Source organism: Streptomyces sp. NPDC006208 (assembly GCF_040613775.1).
GTDB lineage: Bacteria > Actinomycetota > Actinomycetes > Streptomycetales > Streptomycetaceae > Streptomyces.
Genome location: NZ_JBEXSW010000031.1, coordinates 30,407 through 48,229 on the forward strand (window position 1 = coordinate 30,407; position 17,823 = coordinate 48,229).

At 71.0% G+C, this 17,823-nt stretch carries 11 protein-coding genes; 3 read left to right on the forward strand and 8 right to left on the reverse strand.

Annotated features, from left to right (window positions below):
* Window positions 1-139: 139 nt before the first annotated feature.
* The 7 genes from ABZ208_RS24445 to ABZ208_RS24475 form a co-directional block, all read right to left on the reverse strand.
* Window positions 140-2,620, reverse strand: a complete 2,481-nt coding sequence (locus ABZ208_RS24445; RefSeq protein WP_356911597.1) for a vWA domain-containing protein — start codon at window positions 2,618-2,620, stop codon at window positions 140-142.
* A gap of 786 nt (window positions 2,621-3,406) precedes the next feature.
* A complete protein-coding gene (locus ABZ208_RS24450; RefSeq protein WP_356911598.1) occupies window positions 3,407-4,618 on the reverse strand; it encodes a hypothetical protein in 1,212 nt (403 codons plus the stop codon).
* Entirely contained in the window at window positions 4,615-7,581 is a 2,967-nt protein-coding gene (locus tag ABZ208_RS24455; RefSeq protein ID WP_356911599.1) for an AAA domain-containing protein, read from the reverse strand. Before ABZ208_RS24455 ends, ABZ208_RS24450 begins: the two co-directional genes overlap by 4 nt.
* The gene (locus tag ABZ208_RS24460) at window positions 7,582-9,315 is read right to left on the reverse strand and encodes a hypothetical protein (RefSeq protein ID WP_356911600.1); all 1,734 of its coding nucleotides are present in this window, start codon (window positions 9,313-9,315) and stop codon (window positions 7,582-7,584) included.
* A gap of 302 nt (window positions 9,316-9,617) precedes the next feature.
* Window positions 9,618-10,190 carry a hypothetical protein gene (locus ABZ208_RS24465; protein ID WP_356911601.1) on the reverse strand — a complete coding sequence of 191 codons (573 nt, stop codon included), beginning with the start codon at window positions 10,188-10,190 and terminating at the stop codon, window positions 9,618-9,620.
* A gap of 359 nt (window positions 10,191-10,549) precedes the next feature.
* Window positions 10,550-11,110, reverse strand: a complete 561-nt coding sequence (locus ABZ208_RS24470; protein ID WP_356911602.1) for a GNAT family protein — start codon at window positions 11,108-11,110, stop codon at window positions 10,550-10,552.
* Between the two features lie 189 nt (window positions 11,111-11,299).
* A complete protein-coding gene (locus ABZ208_RS24475; RefSeq protein ID WP_356911649.1) occupies window positions 11,300-12,442 on the reverse strand; it encodes an MFS transporter in 1,143 nt (380 codons plus the stop codon).
* Window positions 12,443-13,131: 689 nt separating this feature from the next.
* Between ABZ208_RS24475 and ABZ208_RS24480 the strand changes: the two genes are divergently transcribed.
* Window positions 13,132-14,901 (forward strand): GAF domain-containing protein, encoded by a 1,770-nt coding sequence (locus tag ABZ208_RS24480; RefSeq protein WP_356911603.1) that lies wholly within the window; start codon window positions 13,132-13,134, stop codon window positions 14,899-14,901.
* A 104-nt stretch (window positions 14,902-15,005) separates the two neighbouring features.
* Window positions 15,006-15,659, forward strand: coding sequence for a hypothetical protein (locus ABZ208_RS24485; protein ID WP_356911604.1), 654 nt, complete (start codon window positions 15,006-15,008; stop codon window positions 15,657-15,659).
* Window positions 15,660-15,876: 217 nt separating this feature from the next.
* Here ABZ208_RS24485 and ABZ208_RS24490 read toward each other — a convergent pair whose 3' ends face one another.
* On the reverse strand, window positions 15,877-16,098 hold the full coding sequence (locus tag ABZ208_RS24490; RefSeq protein WP_356911605.1) for a hypothetical protein: 222 nt from the start codon (window positions 16,096-16,098) through the stop codon (window positions 15,877-15,879).
* A 515-nt stretch (window positions 16,099-16,613) separates the two neighbouring features.
* On the opposite strand from ABZ208_RS24490, the gene ABZ208_RS24495 reads away from it, so the two are divergent.
* Window positions 16,614-17,822: an RNA ligase gene (locus tag ABZ208_RS24495; protein WP_356911606.1), complete on the forward strand. Its 1,209-nt coding sequence runs from the start codon at window positions 16,614-16,616 to the stop codon at window positions 17,820-17,822.
* The last annotated feature ends 1 nt before the right edge of the window (window position 17,823 follow it).

The following is a 17,823-nucleotide window of genomic DNA, read 5'->3' on the forward strand; positions in this document are numbered from 1 at the left end:
GCCCTTCACCGAGGCCCGTCGGGCTTCCCGGTCACGGATGGTCAGGTACGTATGCGGAGGATCGCGACGCGCTGGACCCGGCCCCGGAGGAAACCGGCGGGGCCCGGGTACCGGCGGCCGCGCCGCCAGGGATCAGGTCTCAGAGGTCCTCGTGATACGTGCCGCCGGGGGGACCCGACGGGTACGAGCTGGTCACTGAATCGGGGGCGCCCGAGGTCGTCCCGGATCGACCGCTGCCCTTGCCGGAGCCCCGTTCGGGGCGGCCGGTGCCCGCTCTGCGGGCCGAGACGGCGGACCGGCCCGGCCGCGCGGGTCTGCGGCCGCTGCCTTCGGCGATGTGCAGAGTCAGACCGTCGGCGATGGTCATGGAATCCCCGTGACGCAGCGTCCGGTCCGCCTGCCCGCGGGAGCGCAGAACCGCTCCTCCGTCGGGACTGCGCCGCACCGCATACGCTCCGCCGGGGCGCCGCTGGATCCGGGGGCTGTCGGTGGCGGCGTCGACGAGCTCGAACTCGTACCAGCTGCCCCGGCCGGCCTTGGCCTTGTGCTCGCCGAGCGTCCGGTTGGCGGCGTCGCGCAGTTCCAGGACCAGGCCTCCGGGCGCGATCTGCCACCGGCGGAGGCGGCGGCGGGACAGCAGCAACGCCAGCAGCACGGCGAACAGAGCGGTACCGATGATGAGTACAGGCCACCACTTGTCCCAGAACACCTCGGCGTCGCTGGGCCGCGGGGTGACGGTGATGTCGAGCGAGGCGTCGTCGAGCACGGCGTCGTTCTCGGCGACGACGACCTTGCCCCCGAGCACGAGACCGCGCTCCGTGACGGGCACGCCGAGCTCCGCCGTGCTGCCCACGTCCAGGGTGAAGTCCACGTTCCGCGATGTGCCGGGGCGGACCGTCACCTGCGCCGGGCTGATGGTGAGTCCGGTGCCCTGCGCGTCGGCGAGCGCGAGGCGTACGGTGCGCTCGGTGGAGTCCCTGTTGCTGACGGCGACGTAGCCGTGCACCCGGCCGCCGGGATGAACGGTGGCGCTCGGCACGCCGAGCAGGGCGTCGAACGTCACGGTCGGCGGAGCGATCCGGGTCGGATAGGGCCGGTTGTCAGGGCTGAGGCCGACCGCTTCCACGGTGCTGGAGAACATCAGCGCGCCGGTGGCCTTCTTCGGAACGGTCACCGTGCCGGAGAACTCTCCGTCGTTCGCCCTCTTGTCCGCACCGTCTCCGTCGTCCGCGAGCCCGATGGCCAGCTGTCCGAAGCCGTCGCCCGTCAGCTTCCCGGCCACGGAAATGCCCCGCAGGTCGCGCTCCTCCAGCTTGACGCTGTCGCGCGTCAGCAACTGGACGCGGACATCCGTCCTTTCCCCGGGCCTCGGGGACGGCTTCTCCAGGGAGATGCTCGAGCGTATTTCGCCTCGCCACAGGACGCTGATACGCGCCAGCCGGTCGCGATGGCCCTCGGGCGCGTCGAGGTGCACCCGCCACTCGCCGGCCACCGGACGGGTGATGCGCAGCGACTCCACCGCCCGGTCACGCCCGGAGAACTCGAACTCCGGGCCGCTCCGGGAGACCTTCTTGCCGTTGGGGTCGTAGTAGGTGGCCGTGACCTCGGGGTCCCCCTTGGAGACCACGATCGTGCCCACGGCCGCCAGGGGCGAGACACGGACCTTGAGGTCGGTCGGCGGGCGTCCGCTGTCACCCTGCTCCCGGTAGAGGCAGCGCGCGGCCGAGAACGCGGTCTCCAGCGCCTCACCGACGTCCTCGGCCCTCGGCACCACCGCCGCCTTCGGTTCGGCCTCGGGTATGTCTTTGCACCCGGTCTGGTAGCCGCCGGCCGCGAGGGCGCGCAGCGCGTCCCGGTCGATGTCCGAGCCGAAGCCGAGCGGCCAGATCTGCACCTTCGCGTCACGGGCCTCCTTCAGTGCTCGCTGAAGGTTCCGCTCCACGGCGTCGGTGCGGCTGGCCGCGTCCAGCTCCCGGTAGGTATAGCTGTCCTCCACGTCGAGCTTGCCGTCGGTGAGCAGGAACAGGACCCGGGGGACGTCGGCCCCGGGGGCCTCGGTGAGCCGGGCCACGCCCTGCCGGACGGCGGATATGAAGTCGGTGCCGGAGCCTTCGTCCGGCTCCCGGCGGCGGAGTTCGGAGGCACACTCGCTGATGCGTTCCCGCCCGGCGACGTCGAGCTCCGTGACCGGGCAGACCTCGTGGATGGGCGACTGATCCGCTGTGTCGGCGCTGGCGAAGCCGAACACCGCCATCCGCGACTTCGGTGACGGCTCGCCGACCGCGATCGCCGAGACGGCGTCCTTCTCCCGGTCGATGTCCCCGGGAGCGAGGCTGGCGGACTCGTCCACCGCGACGGCGTAGTTGATCGGGTCGTCCGACGCCGCGGGCGGTGCGGCGGCCGGTGAGCGGTCGGGCGTGGCCCCGGCCCCGGGGGACAGAAGTCCCGCGAGAAGAAGGGCACTTCCGAGCACGGCCGCGGCGCGAAGGAGTGCCCTGCCGGCCGACACGGCTGAGCCCGGACGCCGGACGCCGTGGACCTGGATCGAGGTGGGCGGTTCAACCGCCCCTGTCAGGACGCCGTCGGCCCGAGCCGCCGACGAACCCGCGTCGTCTTCCACGCTTGCTACTCCCCACAACCTCGTAAGAGGCCACTCGGCGCACCGCACGGCATCCGCATGCCGCGTGAAACGTGCATGGCGTTCTTCATCGTCATCGGCGGGATCCGGCCCACTGCCGGGGTTTTCGGCGTCCCCTCACAGTGGATCTCTTGCCATGTGGCCGAAGAGCCGGCAGCACGAGGGCGGATCGCGCGCCCCGTGCGAGCCGGTTCTCTCCGACGGAAAACCCGTGCCGGGCACACGCTTTCGGCAGGGCTTCGCATTCTTGCGGAAGCGGCACCTCCATGAAATGCCGACCTTCAGCGAACAGCCCCATGACGCCCCCCGTACGACACGGCACACACCGGTCCCCCACTGGAAGGCTTTCGTGCCGTGGGTAGAGATTAGACCCGTCCGCTTCCGACGCTGAGCAAATCTCTGAGATTCGTGCCGTGAATTGCACGCAGCGATGCCGGAATGGTGCACCCACCGCACCATCCACCTGCACACACGTTCGAGATCATTCGCGCATGAGGCCACTTCGACACGGCAAAGAGCAGACGGAAACATACCGGTCGGGCGGGACGAAATCCTTGATCGGATCCCGGCCGCTCCTTGCCCGATCAATTGACCTGCACAAAAGCGCCTCAGCGGCCAGGAGATGACCGCAAGCAAAAGCACTCGCCACGGCGAACGAGGCCGTGACGTCCGAGTGTCACGAGGGGGCGCATTTGGAAATTTCGTGCGCCCCTCGGTAATTCCGTGCGCTCCTTCCACTCAGAGCCGCACGCCACTGGTTGCGCCATGTCACCTCAGACGGGCCAACTGGTCGGCCAGGGCCCGTCTGCCCGCACCGGCGGCTGCCCGGCGAAGGTCGTCGATGCCCAGGATCCCCAGGCCGAGCTGGTGGGAGATCCGGGCGATCTGCGCCTCGACTGCGTCCCGGTCGGTGCGGGCCCGCGCGCCGAGGTAGGAGTCGATCCGCTCGAGGAGGGCGCGGCGGCGTACTCGTTCATCGGCGCACCAGACATGGAAGAAGGAGGTACCGAGCACCACGAACGAGCCGAGCTTGGTGAGGGGCAGACCGCCGCCCGGACCGAAGCCTGTGCCCGGGATCGTGACCCGCCAGGCACCGTGCTCACCCCTGCTCGGCTGGTACCGGGCCAGGTTCCGGGTGCTGAGCCACCGGGCCGCTCTGTTCTGGAAGTCCTGGCGTTCGGCGTCCACTTCCTCCGCTTCGAAGGCGCTGAAGACCTCGGGCGTGGTCTCGCATGCGGCAGTGAGTCCGTCGTCGGCCTCGTCGGCGGCCTGCGTGTAGACGAGGTGCCGGACCCTTTCGCCCGGGGCCACCGCCCGCACGATGTACGCCGGCATGAACACGTACTCCTCGTGGAGGCTTTCCGGGTCGTCGATCCGTTCCGGCAGGTTGTAACGGTCACGGTCGGGGTCGCGGGCCAGCTCTGAGAGCGCCTCCCGGCGGAAGCAACGGGTGGCGCTCAGGACGTTCAGCGGGGGCCCGTCCCGCCGGTCGAGCGCCTCCTGGACACAGTCGCCGGACAGGAAGGTGACCCTGCGGACGTCGTAGTGGGCGCGGGTGAGCGGGCGGCAGGCGAAGGCGTCGAAGTACAGCTTGCGCCGGTCCTGCCGGGTGTGCGTGTAGCGGACCTTGTCACGTACGGACCGGTGGCCGAGCTCGGTGAGGGCGATGCGCCCCCGCGACTCCTTCACATGGCCGATGGCGTGGAGAAACCGCAGCGCCTGACGGACCAGGGACGGATCGAGTGCGAAGAACGAGGCGAGTGATTCGGCCGTGTCGAGCTCGGCTTCCGCGATACCGCGTTCGAGGAAGCGGTCGATCAGCTCGTACGGTTCTCCCTCGGTGACCTCCGCCCTCACCTCGACGCACCACACGGGCAGAAGGACCGAGTAGATGCGGGTCGGTACGACCTCGAGGGTGTACGCCGCGTGTTCCAGGGCGCGCTCCTCGGGGTAGGGCATCAGTCTCGCCCGGCTGTTCACGCGCGGTCTCCCTCGTCGGCGAGGGTGGCCAAGTGGTCGGAGATCTCCCGGTACTGGCGGATGTCGCCGTGCTCGGCGAGGTGGCCGCGCAGCGAGCGGGCCAGTTCGCGAAAGTACGTGTCGCGGGCGCCGGTCAGGGTGTCCATGTCACCGACCAGCACCAGTTGGTGCTTGACCCGCGTGAACGCGACGTTCGCCCGGCGCAGTTCCTTCAGGAAGCCGACCCGCCCGTCGGGGTTGCTCCGGGTGAACCCGTAGAGGATCACGTCCCGTTCGCCGCCCTGGAAGGAGTCGACGGTGCCCACGTTCAGGTCCACCTGCTCCGGATCGATGATCCGGGACAGGGCCGCGGCGATCGCGGTCTTCTGTGCCTTGTACGGAACGATGACCGCCCATTCCGCGTGGTTGCGGTGGTAGAAGGCGGCGAGCCGGGTGAGCAGCCTCGCCTCCGCCTGGTTGATGCAGCCGCGTTGCCCCCAGCGCTCGTCCCGGCGCCCCACCTCCTTCTCGTACCGCTCGGCGGCGGGCAGGCATGCGGTGTCGACGAAGGCGAACGGGCTGCGGAACAGCGGGTCGCGGTGCCCGCGCTCCACGGGGGTGGACAGCTTGCCGTCGTAGAACGAGGAGGAGATGAAGTCGGCGATCACCGACGGCATTCGGCGCTGGCGGGTGAGCGGGACGACGTGGGTCTTCGGCAGCCTGTGCACCAGGCTTTCGAGCGCGCTCTCGGCCAGCAGCTTCACGACGGCGGGATCCCCGACGTTCTTCCCCCAGGCCTCCACCTCGGAGTCGAGGAACGGAGGGAGCTGCTGGTGGTCCCCCACCAGTACGGCCCGGCGTGCTCGTACGAGCGGTACGAGGACGTCGGCCATGCCGATCTGTCCGGCTTCGTCGACGATGGCCAGTTCGAAGTCGACACCGGACAGTTCGGGCCGGGATGCCGTACCGATGCACGTCGCGGCTATGACGTGGGCGTAGCGGATCAACTCCGGGTAGAGCTGCTCGCTCGCTCCGGACACCGCTTCGTGCCATGCGCCGAGCAGCTTCCCCCTGGCGGTGAGCAGCGGCAGCCGCAGCTCCAACCGGTCGTGCAGCTCGGCCAGGTCACGGTCGCAGGTCACCGGTTCCGTCTCGCGCACGGGAGAAGGCGCTTCGCCGGCGGGCAGGGACTCGCGAGCGGAGCGTGCGGCGGTGCACGCGTCCGACCGGCACTGCGCAGTGCGCCGCTCCGCCTCGTCCGCGGCCTTACGTGCGGCTCGCACGGCGGGGACGTCCCGGGTGACGGCATCGAGTTGCCGCTGGGCTTCGGCGAGTGCGTCGCGGATCCGGGTGGCGGCGGCGAGGAGCTTCTCGTCCTTCTGGTGCGCCGCTGCCAGGCGCCGGTCGTACAGCAGAGCCGGCAGCCCGAAGAGAAATCCGATCAGCCACCAGCCTCTCCGCCGCCGCGCGGCCTGGTGGGAGCGGGTGAGGCGCTCGGTCCGCCGTCGGCGGCGGCCCAGGGCCCGCTGCGTGCGCAGGTGCTCGGAGGTCAGCTCGTCCACACGGGTCTGCGCCGGTCCGCCGACAGCGCGCCGGGCGGCCCCGAGCTCGTCGCGCAACCGCGTCTCCTCGGCCGCGAGCACGCCCAGCCGGTCGAGCCGGCCACCGAGCTCCCGCGCCCACTGCCGGGCGACGCCGACGCCGGCGTATGCGCGCTTCCACGGCCCTGTGACCCGGAGGATCTCCTCCCGCAGCTCCGCCGCCTGACGTTCCATCAGGAAGGGTCTGCCTTCGGCCGTGGTCCTCTCTTCGTTCCCGACCCTGACCACCACCAGGTCGCGAGGAAGCCGGGACAGGACGTTGTCGACGGCGCGGTTGGTGTGCGAGGTGACCAGGACGGGGTCCGGCAGACCGGCGGCTGCCGTACCGGCTGCGATCTGGCTGATCGTCCGGGTCTTTCCGGTGCCCGGCGGACCGAGCACCAGCAGCATGTCCTCGACGGCCACAGCCTTGCGGAAGGCCTGGAGCTGATCGTCGTCGAGCTCCTCGGTCGGCGCGCCGGACACCGGCCGGATGGGGCGCACCCGGTGGTCGACGAGCGCCGGAAGGAGGCCGGTGCTGCGTGCCTGCCGCGCCCGCAACAGGGCGACCGCCTCACGCTGCCGTCCGTACACGACGCTGTTGGGCGTGATCTCCAGTTCGCCCTGCTGGTCGATGTGGGCCCAGTCGACCGGCTGATCGAAGCGGACCGTGACCGAGGCACCCGCGGCCCGGGTCACCTGCCCCCGGTAACCGGACCTTCCGCGGATCCGGACGTACGCACCCTCCTCGGGTCTGCGCGGTCCGGCGAGACGGAACTCGTAGACCGCCCGCGTGCCGTGCCGCTGTCCGCCCGTGGAGCCCACCGAGGCATAGGGAAAGGGCTCCGCCGATCTGGCCGCCTCCGTGGTGATCGTCTCGGAGGCATCGATCAGCTGGTCGACGGTGTCGAGGAATTGCGTCTGCTCGGCCGTCAGCGCAGGAGCACCGCGCTCCGCGGCCCGCCTGTCACCGATCCGCAGCCACTCCTCGGCCAGCATCGGCCAGTACGCGTCGGAGCCCTGCGGGACCTCGCGGGCGTCGTAGCACACCCGCCACTCGGTGGGCCGCAGCAGCAGGCAGCCCTGGGAGAGCCGATGGTGGTCGCGCATCCTCAGCGGGTCGATCGCGGCGATCGTGCAGCTGCCGTGATGTGGTCTGGTGAGGAACAGGCGTACGAGATAGGTCCCGCCGTGGACCAGCAGACTCCGGTCCCCGCCGGCGCGCCGCGGCTCACTGAAGGTCGCCGGTGCCCCGTCGTCACGGCTGTTCAGATCGGCTGCCAGCCGCAGAGGATCGGTCGGCAGGCCCGGGTGATCCTGGGCCTTCTGGCGCATCTGGCCCTCGAGGGACGTGCCGGGGACGAGGATGACCGGCCCCGGCAGATCGACCGTACGGAACGCCATTCAGACTCCTCGGGGAAGCTCGTCGCATGCGCTGCGCAGCGCGGCCCCGAAAGCGCGGGGGGCGGGTCTCTCGGAGGGGTCCTGAGCCAGGGCGGCGCGTACCGCGCGGTCGACGGGCTCCGGCACGTCCGGCACATGGGCGCGCAGAGGCAGTGGTGTGCCGGGGAGAGGAAGGTGTCCGGTGATGAGGCGGTAGGCGACCGCGCCGAGCTGGTGGACATCGGTCCAGGCTCCGGGGCGTTCGCGAGAGGCGCGCCGCCGCTGCTCGGGGGCCTGGTGTTCGGCGGGGCCTTCCCCGGGCCGCGGGGGGCGGGTGGCCAGTCCGAGGTCACGCAGCACGAGGCGGCCGTCGTCGTGGGCGATGACGGCGGACAGGCCGAGACACCGATGGGTGACGCCGTGGTCGTGCAACGCGGCCAACGTGCCGCACAGTCCGGCGAGGCCGTGGAGCAGTCGGTGCTGCCGCCATGGGTCGACCGGCTCGCCCTCCCGGCCGAGGGCGGCATGGAGGGTCTGACAAGGTGCCCCGGTGGTCCGTGACACCGGCCAGCCGACAGCAAGTACGTCGGTGCGACCGTGCGAGGTGAGCGAGCTGGTTCCGGGAAGGCCGCCGATCCGCTGCCGCAGACGCGCGAGCAACTGGTGCTCGTCGGCCAGTGCCCGCTTCGCCGCCCGCGCTTCGGGGGTGTCCCGTCGGGCCTCGATCTGACGGAGCCAGACGTACCGGGAGGCCGACTGCCCGGTGAGGTCCAGCCGGCGCGCCAGGGCCTGACGCTGGATCAGGGAACGGTCGGAGGAGGGGTGCTCCTCCAAGTACTCGTCGTGAAGCAGGTACAGCCCGTCGGGGAACTCGACCTCCTCGCCGCCGCGCCATCGCTCGATCTCCGGTGACGGGGAGGTGGGAGCGGAGACGAAGACGACGGACGAGCTGCGGGCGGGCGGGTCCTCCACGGCCGGCCGGTCGCTGCCGACGGGGAGTTCCCGCAGGGTGGAGAAGGCGAGGGCGGCGGCGTTCCTGGCCGCGACTCTCTGCCATCCCTCGGCGTCGGCGTCGTACTTCCGGCCGTCCGCCCTGTCGCTGATGCCGCGGACGATCAGGGCGGGCAGTGCCGCGTTGAGGTGGGCGGCGTGAGCCACGCCGGCGCCTTCCATCTCGATGGCGACGGCGTCCTGGTAGTGCTGCCGCAGCTGCCGTTTCAACGGTGAGCCGGCCGAGTTGAGGACGACTTCACCGGCGGCTATGGGCTTGAGATGGACTGCGGGGTGCCGGTCCCCCGGGGAGGGCGGCAGCAGCCGGGTCCACGAACCGGTCCTGCGGACGTGCTTGGCCAGTTGCTCCAGTTCGTGGCGTATGGGCCAGACCCTCGGCCGGGCCAGGAACCGGCCGTTCTCCTCCTTGCCACCGTGGTAGGCGTAGACGTGCGTGGCCACCACGACGTCGCCGAGCTGGATGTCGTCCTTGAGCGCTCCGGCCACTCCGACGAAGACCACCGCGCGTGGGCGGAACAGGCGGACGGCCCGCTCGGTCAGCACCGCCGCCGCCTGGTTGCCGTCCCCGATCTCGGCCAGGGCCACCTGCCACGGCGTGCCGTCCAGCCAGCCGATCTCGAACAGCGTGCCGGCGCTGTGGCTGTGTGTCCGTAAGGCGGCCAGATGCGCCCGAACGGCCTCGTACTCCACCTCCAGGGCAGTGAGCACGACAAGCATGTCGCTCTGACTGTTCGCCTCAGCCACGAAGTCCCCCGTCGCCCTCGGTCGCCGGCCCTGCCTGCGGCCGCGGGGCTGTGCGAACAGCGGCCACATCAGGCCCATGTGCTGTACCTGTCGACACCCGTCAACGCGACGCAGGGCACGCCACTGTAGCGGCACCGTGGCCCGGCTCACACTCGGTCGATCTCGAGCAGACGTCATGCCATTTCGAAAGGATTCCGGGCGCTCGAATGATCTGATTCTGACGCTTTGTGACCGGTTCAGAGATTCGGGAGAGCGACGGCAACGGGCCGTGAGCGAGACCCACCGCGCCCGTCCTCCCGGGGCTACGTCACAGGCGGCTCGACGCGTGCCCCCCTCACGTCCGCGTAGAGCACGATCTGCCACCCCAGCACGGCGATCACCACAAGTTCGGCCAGAGACACGGCGAACAAGGGTGCCCCCACCGGACCGACTGTCCAGAACACGACGACGGCGGCAACCGGCGCCAGACAGAAGGCGAGGAGGTCGACGGCGAGTTGGAGCCACTTGCGGGAGGTCCGTCGGTGGTCGTTGCGGTGGGCGACCTCCCAGCCGAAGACGCACGCGTCGCCACGGCCGTCGGTCAAGGCCACGAGCTGCGGGCGTAGCTCGTCACGCACGTAGCGGCCGATGGCGGAGATCTTGTCGTCGTTGACCAGGTACGTCCACCCGAGCACCACCGAGACCGGCGGCAGTAGCAGCAACAACTCGAGCCGTCTGTCCGCCTGAAGAGCGGCGGCGATGACCGCAGCCATGGAGGCGAGCGTGGCGTAAAGGAGGTTGTCGCGGAACCCGATACGCGCGCGCTGTTCGTCCTTGATCCGCTCGTACTCGGTGATCAGCAGTCCTGCAGCTGTGACTTGCTCGCCAGCCGCCATACTTTCCCCCTCACGGTCCGGTGCCCCGTCCGACCGGATGACGGGGCCGGCGACCGATTGAAATCGGGACACACCTGCCCCCTGGGCCGTGTCTGACAAATCCCGCCTGGCGCGCGCCACCCTGCGGGCGGACGGCGCTGTTTGTCCGACACGGCCCAGCCGCGCACGGTGGCCTTTCTCTGTTGAGCATTCCGCCCAACTGCCTACCCACCATCTCCGCCGCCGGACCGCACGCGGGGCTCCGCATTACGCGTGCGGCCATCCGCCCGTTCCGGCATCCCGGACGCAAGGCGCCGTCCTCGGGCCCGCAGGGTCGCCCATCTGCCTGCGGCGCCTGCGACCCGCGTTGCGCCAGGGGCTCACGACGCCTGCCTGGCCGCCCGCCACTCCGGAGCAAGGACCGACCAGATCTCCTCGTCGTGCCGCTTCCCCCCGTGCAGACAGCTCTCCCGCAGCACGCCGTCCCGCGTCATCCCGAGCCGCCGGGCCACCGCGATGCTGGGTTCGTTCACCGCCGAGACCCACCACTCCACGCGGTGGATGCCGCGCTCCTCCACGGCCCAGTCGATGATCACACGGGTGGCCCGGGTCACCAGCCCCTTGCCCACCGCCGACGGCTCCAGCCAGCAGCCCGCCTCGGCGGTGCCCTGCTCGACGTCCATCCTCCGGAAGAGGACCGCGCCGACCAGCGTGCCGTCCGTCCGGATGCCGTAGAGGCGCCCGGCGTCGGCCGCGGCCTTCTCCGCGTAGGCCTGAAGGAACGCCCGGCTCGACTCCAGGTCCGTGACGACATCGGGCAGCCCGTTGTACTGCCCGACGAACTCCCGGCCTCGGTCGATATGGACCAGGAACTCCTCGGCCCGCCAGGGCTCGAGCGGGCGCAGCTCTGCGCCGTCGTCGCCCAGGGATATCGCGTACATCGTCACCTTCCACGGTCGCCACCACAGCACAAGGCGAAGGGATCTTCGCACGGACGGACGGGCGTCTGCGGTGGTGCGGCACTCCGGAGATCCGTACGGCACGGTCCACGACGACGCACCCACATCCCGGCAACGGACAACTCGTCCCGGGGCGGCCCGCAAGGCTCGACAGGGCCCAGGAGCCGTGCCTCAGGGACCGGCAGGCGGGCGAAGCGCCGCATACGTACCCGCGCAGGCGGCGACCACCGTCACACAGCCGGCGAAGACCAACCCCGCCCCACGCAGCCCGAGCCACATGGCCATCGCGCCGACACCGACCACCGGCAGGGAGATACCGGCGTAGGCGACGACGAAGAACGCCGAGATGGTCCCGCCCCGGCTCCGCGCCGGGGCGGCGCCGCTGACCAGGCTGAGCGCGGCGCGGAAGGCAAGACCCTGCCCCGTACCGCCGAACAGGGCGCCGAGGACGAGCAGGGGCAGCGACTGGGCGATCAGCGACGAGGCCACCAGCATGAGCCCCACGACCAGAACACCGCAGCCGATGGGGAGCGCACGGCGTACACCGACCTTCTGGGTCAGCGACTGACCGATCGTCGAAGCGAGGAACACGGAGAAGACGACGGCGCCCGTGACGGCCAGATTGTGGACGTCCAGGGTCGTCGCGACGAAGCTCGGTGCCACCGCGGTGAAGAGACCGAGCAGGGCGAAACCGGCGAACGCCGCCACCGACGAGGGCACGAACACGCCCTTCACCTCGGGCGGCACGGACACACCTTGTGGCTTCAGCGGCGGCCATCGCTCCGGCTCCTCGACGGTCTCGGGCAGCAGCCAGGTCAGCACGGTGGCCACTGCCACCAGGGCGAGGTGGACGCAGAACGTCAGCTTCAGCGGCCAGGGTGCGTACTGGGCGAGCAGCCCGGACAGCAACGGCCCGCAGCCCAGGCCGCCCATGTTCGCGGCGGTGGCGGCGAAACCGGCACGGGCCCTCCTACCGGGTCCGGCCAGTTCGATGACGGCCGCCGTCGCCGCGCCGCTGAGCAGCCCTGCGGCGAAGCCCGACAGCAGCCGGCCCGCGAAGAGCAGGGGCAGGCCGCTTTCCAGGAGGAAACAGCACGCGCTCGCGGCGGAGAAGGCCATTGCCGCCAGCAGGACGGGCCTTCGGCCCACCGCGTCGGAGTAGTTCCCTGCGACCAGGAGGGCTGTGATGACCGCGATCGCGTACACGGCGAAGACGACCGTCACCATCAGCTCCGAGAAGCCGATCTGTTCCTGGTAGAGCCCGTACAGCGGGGTGGGCAGAGTCGTCCCGGCCATTCCGATGGCGAACACCACGGCGGCCGCCGGATAGCCGAGCCGCCCTGCCGCGACAGTCGTCGTCCGGTCTCCCCCGCCCGTGCCGGTCCTGCGAAAGATCACGCCCTCACGATACGAGTGCCGATCCGCCGGCGGCGGTCCGGCACGGCGCCATCGTGCGCGTACGGACGCGGGCTCCGGTGCACCGGACGGCGTGGCGTACGGAGCCGGGTGCCCGGGTGTCGACGCGCAGCCGTACGGTGCGACCGGGATGCGGCGGCCGCGTGCCGTCATCACCCGGCGGGCGTAGTGTCCGGATATGGGAGATCCGCGCCGCGCGTGGTGCGGGGCTGCGCTGCCGGACGGGGCGGGCGCGACCCGCCGGTGCCGCGTCCCCCGCCCAGGCAGGCGGCGTGGCGGGTCCGGCGTCGGCGGCAGGGGGCCGGAGCCGCCCGGCGCACGATCTCTGCCTCCACCCGGGTGCAGGGGCGGCTCCGTGCCGGCCTCGCGGGGCTGACCGGACAGGCGTCGCACGCTGCGGCGGCCCGCCGCGCGGCCGCGTCACACGTTCTGGGTCCCACCTGCCGCCTGCTGCCTCCGGCGGCCCCTGGCGACCCGGAGGACGACGCGAACCGTCCCCGGACCGCTACGGCCAGGAAAATCACCCGTGAGGCCGCCCGTGGCCGCTGCACGCGCCGGCGCCCCGCAGGTCCGTGGGGAGCATTCCGATGACCGGGCACGATGAGAAGCCGGGCGATGAGGGGCTGCTGGACGAGTCCCTGGCCGCCATCGTGCGCCGCACCGGCGCCTCGGCCGGAATCTTCCATCTGCTGGTCCCGGAGGAGCAGTTGCTGTGCCTGACAGTGATGTGCGGCCTGCCGACCGAGTTCACCGCGCCGTGGCGGCGGGCACCGCTGTCGGCTCCCGTCCCCGTCGCCGACGCGGTGCGCGAGGACCGCCTGGTGTGGGTGGGTTCTCAGGAAAGCATGGTCCGTGCCTATCCCCGCGCCGCGGCGGCCCTGCCTTACCGGCTCGCGCTTGCCGCCGTACCCGTCAGCGGAGTCCGCCGCTGCTGGGGCGCGCTGGTACTGCTGTGGCCCGCCGGCCACCCTGCGCTCATCACCCGCCGCGAGCGCAGCCACCTCGCCGCGAGTGCCCGGCGCCTGGCCCGCCTGCTGGACGAGGCGCTTCGGCCTCCCGCCGTGTCCCACCTTCCGCGTGTCGTCTCCGTGCTCCCCGCTCGCCCCGGTCAGGTGCCTCCCGCGCCGGCGGCCGCCGACTTCGCCGAGCGCCTGCCCGGCGGCTCTCTCTCGCTCGACCTGGACGGCCGGATCACGTTCTGCACCCTCTCCGCCGCCGACCTGCTCGGCCGCAGCGCCGACCAGCTGCTGGGGGCACTTCCGTGGCAGGCGCTGCCCTGGCTCGACGACCCCGTCCCCGAGGAGCAGTACCGCACCGCCGTCATCAGCCGCGAACCCGTCTGTTTCACCGCCCTGCGCCCACCCGACCAGTGGCTCGACTTCCGGCTCTACCCGGACCCCAGCGGCATCAGTGTCCGCATCAACCCGAGCCGTACCCCGGGACCACGCCCACAGGAGTCGACCGCCGGATCGCGCCAACTCCCCGACGCGGCCCGCGCGGGCCGGCTCTACCAGCTGGTGCACCTCGCGGCGGCCCTCACGGAAACCGTCGGCGTGCGCGACGTCGTCGACCTCGCTGCCGACCAGATCCTGCCCGCCTTCGGCGCCGACAGCCTGATCCTGACCAAGGCCGAAGCCGGCCGGCTGCAGATCACCGGCTACCGCGGCTACGACCCACAGATCATCGAACGCCTCGACGGTCTGCCGCTGGACACCGACCTGCCCCCCACCGGGCGGGCCCTGGCCAGTGGCCTCCCCTCCTTCTTCGCCAACTCGCAGGAGATGGCGCGCCTCTACCCGAAGACCCCGACCATCAGCGCCAAGCAGGCCTGGGCATTCCTTCCGCTGATCATCTCCGGACGACCTGTCGGCTGCTGCATCCTGTCCTACAACGACCCGCACACCTTCACCGCCGACGAGCGCGCCGTCCTCACCTCACTTGCCGGCCTCATCGCCCAGGCGCTGGACCGCGCCCGTCTCTATGACGCCAAGCACGGACTTGCCCATGGACTCCAGCAGGCCCTCCTGCCGCGTGCCCTGCCCGACATCCGGGGGCTCGTTGTCGCCGCCCGCTACCTTCCCGCCTCGCACGGCATGGACGTCGGCGGCGACTGGACCAACTCGTGGACAGCCTGGTCCACCACGCCTGGCCGACCGGCCGGCACACCGACGACATCGCACTCCTCCTGCTCCAGCCCTCCGCCGCCCCCTCCGCGTGAGCAGCACCGAGAACAACCCGCGGCTCCCGCTGATCCCGAGCCGTTCACCGACCGTGCCGGCCCGGCGTCAACGGCCTTTCGCCCACCAGGACGCCGCCGGGGACGACATGCGAATTCACGACGCGTGTGCTGCGCTTGATGAAGTGGACGACCCGCGGCACCACGCGGGCCCGCCCGCCGGCGGGCCTTTCCCCACAGGCGGTCTGCGCGAGGAGCGGAGACCGGCTGTGAGAAGGAGGAGCGATGTCCGACACGACGAAAGCGGCCCGCCACCTGAGCGGTCTGCGGAACGCTCGCTACGGCGAGATCCTGCTCATCTCGCCGGGTGAGGACGGTCATCTGAAGGCGGCCGTGTACAACACCTTCGGTCTCAACGACTGTCCGCCGAAGCGGTGGAACGCGCTCGACCCCCGCGGGCTGGCGGAGCAGTTCGAGGTGCCGATGGTGTTCCTCAACGGACCCCGCTTCTGGACCATCGACGAGGTCACGACGTTCGCATGGGGGGACATCACGGTGTTCGACGGCCTTGAGGCGCGCTGGGTGGCCGAGGTCCGCATCCCCACGGAGATCGACCTCACCGGGGCGACGGCCAAGAAGTTCTATGTCGAGACCACGGTGAAGCGGGACACCGAGTACCTCCTGTCCGGCGGCAGACCCGTGCACGCGCTGATCGCCCCGGACGACCGCACGTACGTCCTGCAGGCGTACTCCCACACCGTGGACGACAGCCAGACGTTGGACTCTCTGGCCACCCTCGGCCAACGGCTGCGGCTCCCGCAAGGCTGGCGGTATCGGGTCCACACCCCTGACGACGACCTTCTCATCCGCACGGTCGCGGGAGAAGCCCACGTCGTGCAGGACGACCTGGAGAACACCTACATGCTCCTCCCCCGCTGAACCCGAGATCGGCCCGAGGGCGGGGGTGACGACAACACGGCGAATTCAGCGTTGTCCTGACGCGGGGTCCGCATCCGCCGCGCTCTGGGCGCAGTCCTCACGGGTGATGAACTCACCTCGTCAAGGCGTGCCTTGCCATGGATGGTGCTCTGGGCGCTGTTGTCATCGTCTGCACGGGTGACCTCGGGCGTCGGCGAAGGCGCCATGGCCGTCGCGCTCATCCATCGCCACCGGGCGTCGGCAGGACGGTGGTGCGGGGTGCCGCCGTCGGAAGGGTGACCCGCACCGCGAAGGCGGGTCCGCCGGCGTCGGGCTCGAGGGTGCCACCCATGGTCTCGGTGAGGTCGCGGGAGAGCCGCAGGGGCAGGCTGTCGGTCCTGCGGCTGGACCGCCCTCCTCGGGACGTGTCGTCGGACCCGTCGGTTGCTCCGTCCGTCACCTGGATCTCCAGGTGACGGACGGACCTCGGCCGTGAACCGGGGTGGCCGGTCCGGCGGGCTGTGGCGCAGCGCGTCCGCGGCGAGTGACGTCAGTACCCGCGGGAGGACCGCTGCGTCGGCGATCACATCGGGCAACTGCTCCGGCAGCGTGCGGTCGATCGTGTGCCCGCCAGGGGCCGAGGTTGTCCAGGGCCGCGGTCAGGGCCTCGTCGAGGTCGACCGGGCGCAGACAGAGGTCCAGTGCCCCGCCGTGCAGCCGGCTGAGGTCGTCGAGGTCGGCGACGAGCCGGCCGGCGCGGCGTACCGCCGCGCGCGCGGTGTCGGGGAGGTCGGGCCGCTCGCGGACCCACCGGCCCGGCGGCCGTCCCGGCGATGCGGTCGCTCAGGGCGGACCGCGACACCAGGCACTCCGAACGGCTGTGACCTGTGTCTCTGTACCTCCGGCCACAGGAAAATCGGTACTCTCCGAAGCCTCCCGCACCTGACAATCGGGGTCCATCAACGGGAGGAACACATGAGCCAGGCATTCCTGACTCTCCATGAGCTGCTGCCGCCGCAGGAGTTGGCGGCGGCGCTGGACGCCGGGTACGTCACCCGCAAGCCGCACCCCGAACTGCCGCTGTCGATCTACACGTACACGAGGACGTGCCAGTACGAGCGGGTGTGGAACCGGGTGACCACGCGCTGCCGCGGTCTGGTCGCCGACGACGCCACCGGAGAGATCGTCGGGCTTCCGCTGCCCAAGTTCTTCAACGTCGGTGAGCACGAGGCCGGTCAGCCGTACGCGCCCGCCCTCCCGGACGAGTCCTTCGAGGTGTACGACAAGGTCGACGGCAGCCTGGCGGTGATCTTCCACTACGCGGGCCGGTGGCGCGTCGCGTCCAAGGGGTCGTTCATCAGCACCCAGGCCACCTGGGCCCAGCGTCTGCTGGACGGCAAGGACACCTCCGCCCTGGTGCCCGGAGTGACCTACCTCGCCGAGATCCTTTACCCGCAGAACCGGATCGTCGTCGACTACGGCGACCGCCGTGACCTCGTGCTCCTCGCCGCCTTCGCCAACGTCGGCAAGGAGATACCGCTGGCCGAGGCGGCGTCCTGCTGGACGGGCATCGGCTCGGTCGTCACCGTCTGGCCCGCCATGCCGCTCGCCGAACTGCTCGCCCTGGCCGAGTCCAACCGGCTGCCGGGCGGCACGGAGGCCACCGGCACCGACGCGGAGGGCTTCGTGCTGCGCTTTGCCTCGGGCATACGGGCCAAGGCCAAGCTCTCCGAATACGTACGGCTCCACAAGGTGCTCACCGGCGTCACCGAACGGGACATCTGGCGCAGCCACGGGATCCAGCGCTTCGCCGGCCTGCCCGTCAAGCAGGTTGCCCAGGCCCTGGGTTGCTCGGCGGCGGACATCGAGGCGTCGGGCGGCAAGCCGCTCGACGCGCTGCTGGAGCAGGTGCCCGACGAGTTCGACGCCTGGGTACGCGGGGTGATCAGGCGGGTCGAGGAGGCTGTGACCGCCCGCGAGCGTGCGATCGACGAGGCGTACCGGTCGCTGGTCCATCTCGCGGACGACCGGGGCGCTTTCGCCCACGCCGCGAAGGCGCTGCCGGACGCAGCCGTGCGCCCTGCCATGTTCCTGCGCCTGGACGGGCGACCCACGGAGCTCGTGACCTACCGTTCCGTCCGGCCGGAAGCGTCCGACCCGTTCAAGAACGACGAGGAGAATTGAC

What these genes read in the sequence shown, in the direction of transcription:
- ABZ208_RS24465 (WP_356911601.1), bottom strand. Translation starts at nt 10,190, where the DNA reads ATGGCGGCTGGCGAGCAAGTCACAGCTGCAGGACTGCTGATCACCGAG.
- ABZ208_RS24495 (WP_356911606.1), top strand. Translation starts at nt 16,614, where the DNA reads ATGAGCCAGGCATTCCTGACTCTCCATGAGCTGCTGCCGCCGCAGGAG.
- ABZ208_RS24480 (WP_356911603.1), top strand. Translation starts at nt 13,132, where the DNA reads ATGACCGGGCACGATGAGAAGCCGGGCGATGAGGGGCTGCTGGACGAG.
- ABZ208_RS24485 (WP_356911604.1), top strand. Translation starts at nt 15,006, where the DNA reads ATGTCCGACACGACGAAAGCGGCCCGCCACCTGAGCGGTCTGCGGAAC.
- ABZ208_RS24470 (WP_356911602.1), bottom strand. Translation starts at nt 11,110, where the DNA reads ATGTACGCGATATCCCTGGGCGACGACGGCGCAGAGCTGCGCCCGCTC.
- ABZ208_RS24455 (WP_356911599.1), bottom strand. Translation starts at nt 7,581, where the DNA reads ATGGCGTTCCGTACGGTCGATCTGCCGGGGCCGGTCATCCTCGTCCCC.